This is a genomic window from Bacillus sp. GMs2/2 (genome assembly GCF_050172095.1).
In the GTDB taxonomy this organism is placed as follows: domain Bacteria; phylum Bacillota; class Bacilli; order Bacillales; family Bacillaceae_G; genus Bacillus_A; species Bacillus_A cereus.
On the sequence record NZ_JBNLYE010000118.1, the window covers coordinates 1 to 12408 of the forward strand.

Sequence of the window (12408 nt, forward strand, 5' to 3'; positions counted from 1 at the left end):
TTAAATATATCTATCACAACTCTCAATATATCAACGATTTTTCAAATATATCTATCGTAACTCTACATATATCAACGATTTTTCAAATATATCTATCGTAACTCTACATATATCAACGATTCGACACGGAATATCGAATTACCAACAATGAATGCAAAAAAAAGAGAGGCTGTCCAAAAGGACAACCTCTCTTTTCTTATATCAATTAAAATTTGAACTCTTGTCCAACTTCAAAGCTATCTTCTAATACAAGAATACCTTTCTCTTGTGGAGCGTCTGGAAGCTCTAATTCACGTGCAGAGCAAATCATTCCAGAAGAAGGAACACCGCGAAGCTCAGCTGGCTTGATTAACATACCGCTTGGCATTACAGCGCCGATTTTTGCAACGACAACTTTTTGTCCTGCATCAACGTTTGGTGCACCACATACGATTTGTAATGTTTCTGTACCGATTTCTACTTTACAAATGTTTAGCTTATCAGCATTTGGATGTTTTTCTTTTTCAGCTACATAGCCTACAACAAATTTCGGAGAAAGATCTGCTTCTACTGTTTCTTCAAAGCCGTTCTTCGCTAAAATTTCGTTGATTTTCTCTACAAGCTCTTTCGTTAATGTAAGGTTGCCTGTTTCTTTTACTTCTAAGTAAGAAGATGCATTAAAGATGTTGAATCCTGCTGTCTCGTTGCTTTCACGATCGTATACGCGTGCAACATCTCCTTTGCGATCAAAAGTACGGTTCTCTAAAGTAATATCTTGTAAGGCAACAATTAAAGTGTCACCAATTCCTTCAAGGTTGTAAAAAACGTTCACTTCGTTCATCCTTTCTCTTTTCCATCTGTCTTCTTCCGATTTTTCGCTAAAATAAAGATTGGTTCAAATTCTCCATCTTCATATACGAATGAAAGTGATGTAATCGGAACATGCCCTTCGGCAAAAAATTTCATTGTCATTTGTGCAATAATATCATAACCGATTTCGTTGACGATATCAGCAATAATTAATACATCTTGGTGAGGAACAGCAACAACCATGTCACCAGAAATCTTTTCACGCATCGATTGTAGTAACGATTCGTTTAAAATACGAGTCGCGTCATACCCATCATTTGTGTTTAAAAAGTAGAATGTATTACCCGCTACTGTGTCTTGTTTAAATTCATAACCTAATGAGCGTGCGTTGAATAATGCCATTTCACGCACTTGCTGTTCTGTAAGTTCTAATTTTTGTAATAGACGCTCGTCAATTAGTCGATACGTTTTATTCGAATCTAACGCATAGTAAATACGTGTTTCCGCCGTATGATCCGTCATAATAAACGGATTTCCTTCTTCTGCTTGTTTCGGGAAAGAAGTAGAGCGAATAACAGGTAAAATTTTCGCTCCGCTATTTTCTTCTTTATGCATCGCAATTAGCGCTTCTTGTACGTAATAAGCAACTTCTTCAATTGCCTTTTCTTTGTTCACTTCCCATTTTGCCACAACTCCTGGAAGCGATACGTTAATACCTTTTTTGGATTCTTTTTGTTCAATACGTAAAACTTCTTTCTCACTATCATACTGAAAGTCCCATTCTGGGCGAGATAATTTCTTTATTAACTCATCTTTCATTTTTTTACTTGTCATCTTCATCTCTTTTTCCTCCCTTCCAAAAAAATAACCTCCCCCGCGAAGGTAGAGGTTGTTTTACAATTCAATTGGCAAATTGCCTTATTTTAAACCTTCAATGAACTCTTCGATTTGTTCTTGTGTTTTACGATCTTTGTTTACATAGCGACCAGTTTCTTCACCTTTATTGTACGCTACAAAGCTCGGAATGCCAAATACGTCTAATTTTACACATAGATCAATAAACTCATCGCGATCTACATAGTAAAATGAGAAATCACTATATTTCTCTTCTACTTCTGGCATAAATGGGTCTACAAAGCGGCAGTCTGGGCACCATTCTGCTGAGAACATAAAGACTACATTCTCTTCATTTTTTAACTGTTGGAATTGCTCCATGCTTTCTAATGACTTCATCTATATTTCCTCCTCTAACGAGTGCATTTTTCATGTTATAATCTTTCTTTTATACTACCATACATCGCGCACGGTGCAAGGTTTATGCTTGCTTTTTGTCATACTTATATTGCCCAACTAACAACTTAACAACGTGTACAAATAATTCCGTGCGGTCGACATAATCATCTGTAAAAATACCGATAGCACCTTCGTGACTACGAATATCTTTTCGCTGCACAAACTCTTCCATCACTTCGCTTAATTCCTTACCATCTTCAAGAGGTGCTAAAAAATCGTCTGGTAACGTAATACGCGCTCCTCCGGCCACAAATACTTTCCCATCACTTGTTGCTAGCGCGCCCCAGTTACACATAAATAAACCGTGCTCCGTTTTCATTACGCCGCCTTCTAGCCCAATACCAATTGGAGCTTCTCCTTCCTCTAGCGCTCGCTTTGCTCTATTAATCGCTCCTTGCATCGTCTCTTCATCTGAGAACGGCTGAGCTGATACTCCTGACGGAACAGAAAGAGATGTAATTTCAGCATCTTTCCAAACCTTCTCCACAGCGCCAACCTTCGTTTTATTCTTTGATCCAACTACTACTTTCATTTCGTTCACCTCTATAAAAATTCTTCATTCTATTCTAATATCCGCTTCGGCACAAATTAAGTACCAACCACTACCACACACCATCAGGGAATTCCTTCTCCCCATAAAAGAAGGTCGCTTTCTACAATATTACTGGTCCTAAACACAAAAACAGGCTTCTTCTTTCTTCCTACCCGCGGTCTTAATACATCATTCGAGCACCCATTAGGCACTAACCGCCACCACTCATCGCTGGGTCATCTATTCAACCTAAAAAAAGAAGGGTTTTTCGCCCTTCTTCTCTACGCGTTATTCTTAATTGTCTCTAACGTCGTTTTATCTGTTGTTCTTACAAGCTTCGTAATTAATTCTTTCGCCGCTGCATAATCATCAACATGTAAAATTGAAGCATGTGTATGAATATAGCGTGCACAAACACCAATTACTGCTGATGGGATACCAGAGTTACTTGTATGTACACGGCCCGCATCTGTACCACCTTGTGAAATAAAGTATTGGTACGGAATGTTGTTTGTTTCTGCTGTATCTAAAATGAATTCGCGCATCCCTCTATGTGTTACCATCGTGCGATCATAAATACGAAGAAGAGCACCTTTTCCTAATTGACCGAACTGCGTTTTGTCACCAGATGCATCGTTTGCTGGACTTGCATCAAGCGCATAAAAAATGTCTGGTTGAATCATATTTGCAGCTGTTTGCGCTCCGCGGAGCCCTACTTCTTCTTGTACAGTAGCACCAGAATATAATGTATTTGGTAATGTTTCATCTTTTAATTCTTTTAATAATTCGATTGCAAGACCACATCCGTAACGGTTGTCCCAAGCTTTCGCCATAATTTTCTTCTCATTTGCCATCGGTGTAAACGGGCAGATTGGCACGATTTGTTGTCCTGGTTTTACACCAATTTCAATCGCATCTTCATAACTATCTGCACCTATATCAATTAACATATTTTTTATATCCATCGGTTTTGCACGTTGCGCGTCACTTAATAAATGAGGAGGAATAGAACCAACAACCCCAATAACAGGACCATTCTTCGTCATAACTTGTACACGCTGTGCTAATAGAACTTGACTCCACCATCCGCCTAACGTTTGAAAACGAAGCATTCCGTTTTTCGTAATTTGCGTAATCATGAAACCTACTTCATCCATATGACCTGCTACAAGAACACGCGGGCCAGTTTCGTCCCCTTTTTTCAGACCAAATACGCTCCCTAAACCGTCTTGTACAATTTCATCCGCATATTTGCTTAATTCTTGTTTCATAAAACGGCGTACATCATGTTCAAAACCTGATGCACCTTGTAATTCTGTTAACGTACGAAATAATTGTAATGTCTCTTTATTCACGAAGTCCCCTTCTTTCAAACCTTAGTAGAATACCCCTTTTATTGTAACGAAATTTTCGAAATGTTTCTAGTTTCTTCTTTTTTAGCTGTATTTGCTTTATAATTATTATCGGTACACTATTTTTATTTTATAGAATTGAGGTGAATATATGAGCTGGAAAGGTTTAGTAGCAGGTCTTGGCGTTGGGTTCGCAGCTGGTTATCTCGTTGCAAACAAAGTACAAGAACAATCCCATATTTCTTCAGAAAAAGCATTGAAAATGGTGAAACAAGCATTAAGTCATAAAGGTGAAATTACTGGCTCTTGGGTACATATGGTTCCAGAGACATTTGAAAAATATGATGTCGCATATGAAGTTTATCGCGGCGGTCTTACAACAATGTTAAATGATATACAAGAACGATTTGAATTTTTAGTTGATGCTAAAACAGGTACTGTTTTAGAGGTTATAGCAGCATAAAAAGGAGGGTTCCCATTAGGTGAACCTCTTATTTTTTTGAAATTGCGGGTATTGATTAAAATTATATCAGCGATTTTCCGAATATATCGGCGCAGCTCAATTTATATCAGCGATTTCCCAATTATATCGGCGCAACTCAATTTATATCAGCGATTTGCCAATTATATCGGCGCAACTCAATTTATATCAGCGATTTCCCAATTATATCAGCGTTTGTTTAAATATATCGACTTACCAACAAAACCCGACAATAAAAAAGAAGCTGCTCCAATAAATATGATGGAGCAACCTCCTATTTTTATGCTTCTATACTCGTTTTCCGTTCTACTTTTTCTACGATATGCCCTTCCTCATTCCACTTCACAGCGCGATAATATGCGTCATGGTAAAACGTAAACCATGCCTCTTTTTCAGCACCATACTTCATCCACTTTTGTTTATTTTCAATCGAGGTCATCGGATAATCGTCGTATGCCATTACCCATAATACATTTTGATGTGCGTGCGTCGGTAATAGGTCTGCTAAATGAAGCATCGTTTCCCCATGGCTTTCTAAAGCAATAACTGCATGTCCATCACTATGACCACCTGTATGCACCATTTTTATTTCATCTGTAATTTCTATTTCTTGCTGGAACGTAACAACTTGATCTACAATCGGCTCCCAATTTTCCTTCCAATATGTATTACGGGATCTAATATTTGGGTTCCTCATTTCATTCCACTCTGTTTCACTTACGTAAACTTTCGCGTTCGGAAACGCTGGTACAAGGTGATCACCTTCCCATTTTGTTAAACCAGATGCATGATCAAAATGAAGGTGCGTCATTAAAACATAGTGAATATCTTCTGGCTTTAATCCTAGTTTTTCTAATGATTCATAAACCGATGATTCTTCTGTTACACCTTGATTCCGCTTCATCTTCTCATTCAATTTACCGTTTCCTATTCCGGAATCAATGAGCATATTTCCGTCTTTCGTTTGCAAAAGTAACGGATCTGTTCGTAAATAAATATGATTTGTATCATTATGTTTATACTTACGTGACCAAAGTACTTTCGGCACAACACCAAACATCGCTCCCCCGTCTAAATGTGTATTCCCGCCTTTTAACCACGTTACTTTTATATCTCCAATTTGTAACTGTTCCATTACACATCCCCCTTTCAATTAATTTTAACATAAAATTCTGATTATTTTAGATGTAAAAAAACCTATGCATTACTGCATAGGCTCTGTACGATATTTTGCTTCAACTCGGTAAATACGATGACCTTTACTAGAGAATTTCTCTTCGTATTCAGTCATGATGTTACCTTCAAAGTCGCTGTTATGAAGATCTAAGCTTAAGTACGTTAGTAACATACCATACTCAGCCATACTCATAAGAGAATATTCAAATAGACCTTGGTTATCTGTTTTGAAATGAATTTCTCCGCCTTCTACTAACACTTCTTCGTAATTACGTAAAAATGTTTTATACGTTAAACGACGCTTCGTATGACGTTTCTTTGGCCATGGATCTGAGAAGTTTAAATAAACGCGATCAATTTCACCTTTCGCAAAGAAAACTGTTAAATCTTCAGCATCTTTATTAATTAACTTTAAGTTTGGTAATTCTTCTTCAATTAATTTATCAAGTGCATCTACAACAACACTTGTGAATTTTTCAATTCCAATATAATTAATATGTGGATTCGCTTTTGCCATATCATACATGAAGCGGCCACGACCTGTACCTACTTCAATATGAATTGGTTGTTCGTTTCCAAATACTTCTTTCCAGCTACCAGCGCGCTCCTCTGGGTTTCCGATTACGATATGTGAATATTCATTAATTCGATCCATTGCATACGGTTTATGTCTTAAACGCATAGATGTTTCCCTCTCTTTACATAGCTATTTTAAAGGAATAATTCCTTCTTTCTTTTTTAATCAATCTACCAAACAAAAAACCAAGTACGTACGAGCACTCGGTCCGTTTCTTTCAAGTATAAGATGTACCATTTTGATAAAAACTACATACAGCATTAAACATTCCATGACGAAACAGCTTTTTCTCTTACATTCGAAGAGAAAAACAATCGAAAGGATGATCCGTTCATGCCAATTAATCAACAACATCAATTAGAAGTGCTGAAAGATATTTTAGTCAACCACCAAAGTGATTGCTGCGGGACAGTTTCAGAATGCGAGCAATTAGAGCGCCTCATTCAATCGTTACTCGCAAACGATAATATAAGTAGTGACGCTAAAACAATGCTAAACGATGTATATTCTTATAGTCAATCGGGTAAATCTTCCTCTAATTTGGACAACCATATTTCCAATAATCAAGAACAACTTACTCAGTGGATTGCTGGAATGGACAATTTTTCTTAAGTATTATTCTGAAGCAAGTAGTTGCTGTAAATATTGATGCCAATATTCAGCTTCTGCTTGCTGTTTTTTTGTTGTATGCCATTGAATAGACAAAATCGTTTGTGCTATCACATACCATCTCATACGCCTAAGCAGCGATTCATCCATTTCAATATCATAATAACCGAGCCACTCACTCCACTCCTGGCGCGGAATGTACCAATATAATAACATACCGAGGTCTAGAGCTGGGTCAGCAATTACAGCTCCATCCCAATCAATTAAAAACAATTCATCTTCATCCGACAATAGCCAGTTGTTATGGTTTACATCACAATGGCATACAACGAATTCATTGTATTCAATAGCTTTTAATGAATCCATTAAATATTGAAGGCCTTGCTGAATTGTTTCATCATCCCTTATATCTCCTCTTAAAACGAGTTGCAGTTGTTGTAATAACTCTTGTGCGTGAAGCGGCTGCTTCCCAAGTCTTTGAATCATCTGTACAAGCGCTTTAGAGGAGTGTATTTTCTTCAAAAGTTTCGCAACACGTTCTAGTTTCATATCCTCTGGCTCTAGCTTCTGTCCCGGAAGCCATTTTTGAGCAGAAATTACATCACCATTCGTTACCCTTCTTGTCCAAAGTAATTTTGGAACAATTCCTTCTGCTGACAATACCGCTAAAAAGGGCGATGTATTCCGCTTTAAAAATAACTTCTGTTGTCCGTTTTGCGCAATATATGCATCGCCCGTTACTCCACCAGCCGGTACAAGACTCCACTCTTTTCCTAATAATTGTTCCAACCATTCCATATTCATTACCCGTTAACAAATCCTTATCTTTTATAGTTATGAAAAGAAAAACCGCAACATTTCTACACATGTTGTGGATTCATATATTTTACTGTAAATGAAAAGAAAAATTAGCCTAAGCCAAAAATCCTCTATTTTATTTTACAAAACCTGTCATAGAATGACAACTTATCAAAATCGTCACCTTTGTCAATTCTACATTTATTACATTCTCATCGTCAAGTAGCGATTTGTCACATTATCGTCAATATATACGTGCTAATTGGAGCGAGCCTAAGTTCCTTTCCTCTAAATGAAGAAATTGGCTCTATTTTCGCTTCGTTTTCGTTTACTAACACATGCCACGTTGCTTCTTTCGGAAGTTGCACAGTTTTAGCTTCTAAACCGCTATTAAATAAGACGATAATCTCTTTCCACGGCCCAAACGATTCTGCATGCTCTAGGTGATATGCAAGTACTTCTGTAGATGTTTGTAAAAAAGTCATATGTTTTTTTATAAGGTCTGCATTTTGTAATCGGAATGCCCCATGCTCTTTACGAATCGCAATTAAACCTTTTATATAGTTAACGGTTTCTATCTCTTTCTCTTTTTGATCCCAATCTAATTGATTGATCTCATCATTTGCATTATAACTATTTTCATTTCCTTTCTTCGTACGATAAAACTCTTGCCCTGCGTGTAAGAAAGGAATGCCTTGTGAAAGAATAACCATTGCGCTCGCTAATAGGTGACGTTTTTTCAAAATCGTTTCTGATTCTTCATTACTGCGCACTAGTTTATCCCACATCGTCATATTATCATGACATTCTACATAGTTAATGCTTTGCGCCGGCTCTAAAAACAGCCCTGTTTCTTTCATACTTAAAAGACTTCCTGCTGCAATATACTGCAAATGATTACAGTCTACATGCCCACCAAATGCAAAACCACGCTTATTTATATGAAATGTACTCCCTTTTATCCCATCACGAAATTGATCATTAAACTGCGCGATATGTGGCATTTTCTTCGCATTATTTAACGTTGCTTTTTCCTCAAGAGGAAGCGGTGTTTGTAAATCCCATCCTTCTCCTAATAACAAAGCATCTCGTTTTATGTTTCGCACTTCTTTCTCTATCATATTCATTGTATCAATATCTAAAATTCCCATTAAGTCGAATCGGAATCCATCGACATTGTATTCAGTAAGCCAATATAAAATAGACTCTACAATGAATTTCCTCATCATTTTCCGTTCAGACGCTATATCATTTCCGACTCCCGTCCCATTAGAAGGCATACCATCTTCACCATGACGAAAATAATATCCTGGAACAAGCTTCTCAAATGATGATAGCTCTCTTTCATAAACATGATTATATACAACATCTATAATCACCCTAATACCTTGTTCATGAAATGTTTCAATTAGTTGTTTGCACTCAACTATCCTGTTATACGGATCAGAGGGGTTTGTAGCATAATATGCTGTTGGTGCATTGTAATATAATGGATTGTACCCCCAATTATAGGCAGAAGAAGGATTCGCCTCATCCACACCACCGAAACAATATAAAGGCAATAATTCAACATGCGTAACGCCTAAATCTTTTATATGAGACAAACCTGTCAATGTCCCATTTCGTCCTGTTGTTCCTTCTTCCATTAGCCCTTTATACGTCCCTTTTTTACTCACTCCACTGTTCGGATGAATAGTAGCATCACGAATATGCAATTCATACAATATGGCATCTGTCATTGCTTGTAATGGTGGTAATTGCTCTCGTTTCGTTACAGTCGTCTTTTCTAAATCGATAACAATGCCATACTTTCCATTTACAGTCACTGACTTTGCGTAAGGATCCACCGCTTCGTTCCATATTAAATTAATACAAACAAGAAATGTATAGCGTGCTCCGTCTAAATCACCTTGTAATGTTTGAATCCAAACTCCGTTTTCTCCCCTGTACATTTCATGATCGGTATATTCTTTATCGCTCTTATAAATTCTTACTTTCGCAAGCCTTGCAGTTGGGGCCCATACTTTAAATGTCGTTTCTTGTTTTTGATACACAGCACCTAAATCTGTACCTTCGTAATAATACTTTTCATCGAAAATTTTTGTTCGAATAACAGCACCTATTTGTAAATCAGTTTCTTCATTCCGTTCATCTCGTACTGTATAATACTTCCCCACATCTAGCGGCTCTTCTATAAAGCACTCATACTTCGTTGCATCTGGAAGCGCAATAGTATGAGCAATCGGTAAATCTTTCACATTACTTCCTTCTTGCAAACGAAATGTCCGACTTGTTCCATACGCATGTGGGAGCAAAATTGTAATTTTATTCATTTCATCTAAATAGGCATCAAATGGACGTTTTACTTTCAACATAAAAAAATCACCATCATTCTCAAAGTTAAAATAAAGTGAAACTTTAATGAGCGAGAAAATTTTTCCATCCTCACTTATTATTAGCCTTCACCAATTAGGCGAGATAAAATGAGCTGCAAATGATAAGGCTTTTCTTATCAACAAGACTCTATACAGTAACTCCATTCTTCTCTATAGTATATTCACCTGCATAAAAAACGTTTTCAACATTCTATTTTTGTAATTTTATTTCAGCAATCGATTTATACTTCGGGGTTTCTTTCACGTGGGATTCGTATAAAGTAATTGTATCTGCTTGAAATGATATTTCAGGCACTTCTTTTATACTTTCTAAACGAAACTTTTCTTCTCCTATCCATTTACGAGCAACGGTAATATGCGGGTGATACGGGCGTGTTTCTAGAGAAAATCCATTTTCTTCACAAATGGCATGTACTTGCTTTTGCAAGTGAAACAAATGGTGATTCTCACTTACCTTCGCCCAAAAAATACGAGGCTGATCTTCCCTACCAAACGTTGAAAAACCTTGTAACGTGAACGATAGTTCTTTTGTTTCTGCAACTGTTTGTAATCCATTCTTTATTCCCTCTAATTGTTCCTCCGTTGCACTCCCTAAAAATGAAAGGGTAATATGATAGTCTTCTTTATGTACCCATGAACGAAATTGTAATTCCTCTTGCATGTCCTTTTTATAGTTATACAGCATTTCTTTTATATGATTCGGTAACGTAATTGCGACAAAATAATGCAGTTCCATGTACATCTTCTCCTTCTTTCTATTGTTGCTTTTCTTTCTTATCTCATTCAGGTAAAAAGAAGCCGCTCTCCAAAATAGAGAGCGGACATTATTTATATATCCATATTACTTTGCTAATTCATGAATTGCTTGCGCGTAAATTGCTGTTGCTTTTAATAAGTCTTCAATTTCGATATACTCATCTTTTTGATGCGCAAGTTCTTCTTTTCCAGGGAATAGCGGGCCAAATGCCACACCAGCTTTTAATGAACGAGCATAAGTACCGCCGCCGATTGCTAATAGTTCTGCTTTTTCACCTGTTTGTTCTTCATACACACGTTGTAACGTACGGATTAATACGTGATCTTTATCGACGTGATGTGGGCGAGAATTAGAATAGTCAGCCACTTCAAAACCATGCGTACCAACATATTCTTTCAACTTCACAATTGTTTCTTCAAAGTTAGTTGTAACTGGGTAACGTACGTTTAGCCCTAAGTTACCACCGTTTTCTTTCGTATAAGAAATGCGACCGACATTCACTGTTAACGGACCGCTAATTTCATCTTTATAAGCAATAGTAGCTTTTTCACCAAAAATATCACCAGTAAATGTTTCTGTTGCAAATGTCGCAAATGCAGTTGCTTTTCCATCAAGTGAAACTGTAGTTAAGAAGTTTGCTAATAATAAACCTGCATTTTCTCCTTTTTCAGGAGTAGATCCGTGCGCTGAAATTCCTTCTATTTGCAACGTCACTGCATTTCCTTCTATAGTCGATTTCCCTATTTTTTTAGCAGTTTGTAAATACTCTTCATATGCTACTGTAAGTGCATTTACATCTTCTCCTGTTATAACCGCTTCTGCAAAATCAGGAACCATATTTAAACGGCGCCCTGAATCAAATGAAACAAGTTCATATGTACCTTTTTTCTCTTCACTACCATTTTGCACAACTTGTATGTCAGAAATTCCTTTTTCTGCATTAATAATTGGAAAGTCTGCATCTGGTGCAAAACCGATTGTTGGCATTTCTTCATTTTTAAAGTAGTGATCTACACATTTCCAATTACTTTCCTCATCTGTTCCTATAATCATACGAACACGTTTGGAAAGAGGTAAGCCTAATTCTTTCACAATTTTCATCGCATAATATGCTGCCATCGTTGGGCCTTTATCGTCAATTGCACCACGTGCAAAAATCTTTCCATCGCGAATATCCGCACTATATGCAGGAGTCGTCCAGCCATCTCCTTCTGGTACAACATCAACGTGACAAAGAATACCTACTAACTCTTCTCCTTGTCCCATTTCAAGATGACCTGCATATCCTTCTAAATTTTTAGAAGTAAAACCTTCAGTTTCTCCTTTATGTAACATGAAAGATAAAGCTTTTTCTACACCTTCACCGAATGGTGCGCCCTCTTTCGCCGATTCTTCTTCCCATACACTTTTAATTTGTAAAAATTGTTGTGTATCACGAATTAAATCATCTTTTCGTTTCGCAACTTCTTCTGTCCAATTAATTGCTGACATCACGCATCCATCCTTCACTATATTGTTTCTTTCATCATAACAAACCGAAATCTCTTATGCCATACACGAAAACTAAATACCGAACAATTGTAACATTTCAGATATTTCTCATTAGTTTTTCTTTTATTTTTTCAAAAAAATTTGCAGGAATTTGGCG

Annotated in this window: 13 protein-coding genes; 2 read left to right on the forward strand and 11 right to left on the reverse strand. The window is 37.0% G+C overall.

All coding sequences use genetic code 11. The annotated features are described in order from the left end of the window. Positions 1–205 precede the first annotated feature (205 nt). The 5 genes from ytpR to ACQGS6_RS15620 all read right to left on the reverse strand — a co-directional run bounded on the left by ytpR (position 206) and on the right by ACQGS6_RS15620 (position 3969). Positions 206–820: a YtpR family tRNA-binding protein gene (ytpR, locus tag ACQGS6_RS15600; RefSeq protein WP_001006761.1), complete on the reverse strand. Its 615-nt coding sequence runs from the start codon at positions 818–820 to the stop codon at positions 206–208. After that, complete coding sequence (locus ACQGS6_RS15605; RefSeq protein ID WP_000784589.1) at positions 817–1629, reverse strand: DUF1444 domain-containing protein; 813 nt, start codon at positions 1627–1629, stop codon at positions 817–819. The genes ytpR and ACQGS6_RS15605 overlap by 4 nt, the downstream gene beginning before the upstream one ends. A gap of 78 nt (positions 1630–1707) precedes the next feature. After that, positions 1708–2022, reverse strand: a complete 315-nt coding sequence (locus ACQGS6_RS15610; protein WP_000838193.1) for a thioredoxin family protein — start codon at positions 2020–2022, stop codon at positions 1708–1710. An 82-nt stretch (positions 2023–2104) separates the two neighbouring features. Beyond that, positions 2105–2614 carry a DUF84 family protein gene (locus tag ACQGS6_RS15615; protein WP_000869941.1) on the reverse strand — a complete coding sequence of 170 codons (510 nt, stop codon included), beginning with the start codon at positions 2612–2614 and terminating at the stop codon, positions 2105–2107. 281 nt (positions 2615–2895) lie between these two features. After that, positions 2896–3969, reverse strand: a complete 1074-nt coding sequence (locus tag ACQGS6_RS15620) for a M42 family metallopeptidase (protein WP_001031508.1) — start codon at positions 3967–3969, stop codon at positions 2896–2898. A 148-nt stretch (positions 3970–4117) separates the two neighbouring features. Here ACQGS6_RS15620 and ACQGS6_RS15625 point away from each other — a divergent pair, with 148 nt between their 5' ends. Then, positions 4118–4429, forward strand: a complete 312-nt coding sequence (locus tag ACQGS6_RS15625) for a PepSY domain-containing protein (protein WP_000118543.1) — start codon at positions 4118–4120, stop codon at positions 4427–4429. Between the two features lie 298 nt (positions 4430–4727). Here ACQGS6_RS15625 and ACQGS6_RS15630 read toward each other — a convergent pair whose 3' ends face one another. Both ACQGS6_RS15630 and trmB read right to left on the reverse strand, forming a co-directional pair. Then, entirely contained in the window at positions 4728–5582 is an 855-nt protein-coding gene (locus tag ACQGS6_RS15630; RefSeq protein WP_000436862.1) for a YtnP family quorum-quenching lactonase, read from the reverse strand. A gap of 69 nt (positions 5583–5651) precedes the next feature. Beyond that, positions 5652–6305, reverse strand: a complete 654-nt coding sequence (gene trmB / locus ACQGS6_RS15635; RefSeq protein WP_001239385.1) for a tRNA (guanosine(46)-N7)-methyltransferase TrmB — start codon at positions 6303–6305, stop codon at positions 5652–5654. 228 nt (positions 6306–6533) lie between these two features. Between trmB and ACQGS6_RS15640 the strand changes: the two genes are divergently transcribed. Next, positions 6534–6812, forward strand: a complete 279-nt coding sequence (locus ACQGS6_RS15640) for a YtzH-like family protein (protein ID WP_001122235.1) — start codon at positions 6534–6536, stop codon at positions 6810–6812. A 3-nt stretch (positions 6813–6815) separates the two neighbouring features. Here ACQGS6_RS15640 and ACQGS6_RS15645 read toward each other — a convergent pair whose 3' ends face one another. The 4 genes from ACQGS6_RS15645 to pepV all read right to left on the reverse strand — a co-directional run bounded on the left by ACQGS6_RS15645 (position 6816) and on the right by pepV (position 12251). Continuing rightward, the gene (locus ACQGS6_RS15645; protein WP_001986674.1) at positions 6816–7613 is read right to left on the reverse strand and encodes a phosphotransferase family protein; all 798 of its coding nucleotides are present in this window, start codon (positions 7611–7613) and stop codon (positions 6816–6818) included. A gap of 227 nt (positions 7614–7840) precedes the next feature. Continuing rightward, on the reverse strand, positions 7841–9982 hold the full coding sequence (gene pulA / locus ACQGS6_RS15650) for a type I pullulanase (RefSeq protein WP_000921744.1): 2142 nt from the start codon (positions 9980–9982) through the stop codon (positions 7841–7843). Between the two features lie 211 nt (positions 9983–10193). Further along, the gene (gene thpR / locus ACQGS6_RS15655; RefSeq protein WP_000418999.1) at positions 10194–10739 is read right to left on the reverse strand and encodes an RNA 2',3'-cyclic phosphodiesterase; all 546 of its coding nucleotides are present in this window, start codon (positions 10737–10739) and stop codon (positions 10194–10196) included. 105 nt (positions 10740–10844) lie between these two features. Further along, entirely contained in the window at positions 10845–12251 is a 1407-nt protein-coding gene (pepV, locus tag ACQGS6_RS15660) for a dipeptidase PepV (protein WP_001274258.1), read from the reverse strand. Positions 12252–12408: the final 157 nt, after the last annotated feature.

What these genes read in the sequence shown, in the direction of transcription:
- ytpR (WP_001006761.1), bottom strand. Translation starts at nt 820, where the DNA reads ATGAACGAAGTGAACGTTTTTTACAACCTTGAAGGAATTGGTGACACT.
- ACQGS6_RS15605 (WP_000784589.1), bottom strand. Translation starts at nt 1,629, where the DNA reads ATGAAGATGACAAGTAAAAAAATGAAAGATGAGTTAATAAAGAAATTA.
- ACQGS6_RS15610 (WP_000838193.1), bottom strand. Translation starts at nt 2,022, where the DNA reads ATGAAGTCATTAGAAAGCATGGAGCAATTCCAACAGTTAAAAAATGAA.
- ACQGS6_RS15615 (WP_000869941.1), bottom strand. Translation starts at nt 2,614, where the DNA reads ATGAAAGTAGTAGTTGGATCAAAGAATAAAACGAAGGTTGGCGCTGTG.
- ACQGS6_RS15625 (WP_000118543.1), top strand. Translation starts at nt 4,118, where the DNA reads ATGAGCTGGAAAGGTTTAGTAGCAGGTCTTGGCGTTGGGTTCGCAGCT.
- ACQGS6_RS15630 (WP_000436862.1), bottom strand. Translation starts at nt 5,582, where the DNA reads ATGGAACAGTTACAAATTGGAGATATAAAAGTAACGTGGTTAAAAGGC.
- trmB (WP_001239385.1), bottom strand. Translation starts at nt 6,305, where the DNA reads ATGCGTTTAAGACATAAACCGTATGCAATGGATCGAATTAATGAATAT.
- ACQGS6_RS15640 (WP_001122235.1), top strand. Translation starts at nt 6,534, where the DNA reads ATGCCAATTAATCAACAACATCAATTAGAAGTGCTGAAAGATATTTTA.
- ACQGS6_RS15645 (WP_001986674.1), bottom strand. Translation starts at nt 7,613, where the DNA reads ATGAATATGGAATGGTTGGAACAATTATTAGGAAAAGAGTGGAGTCTT.
- pulA (WP_000921744.1), bottom strand. Translation starts at nt 9,982, where the DNA reads ATGTTGAAAGTAAAACGTCCATTTGATGCCTATTTAGATGAAATGAAT.
- thpR (WP_000418999.1), bottom strand. Translation starts at nt 10,739, where the DNA reads ATGGAACTGCATTATTTTGTCGCAATTACGTTACCGAATCATATAAAA.
- pepV (WP_001274258.1), bottom strand. Translation starts at nt 12,251, where the DNA reads ATGTCAGCAATTAATTGGACAGAAGAAGTTGCGAAACGAAAAGATGAT.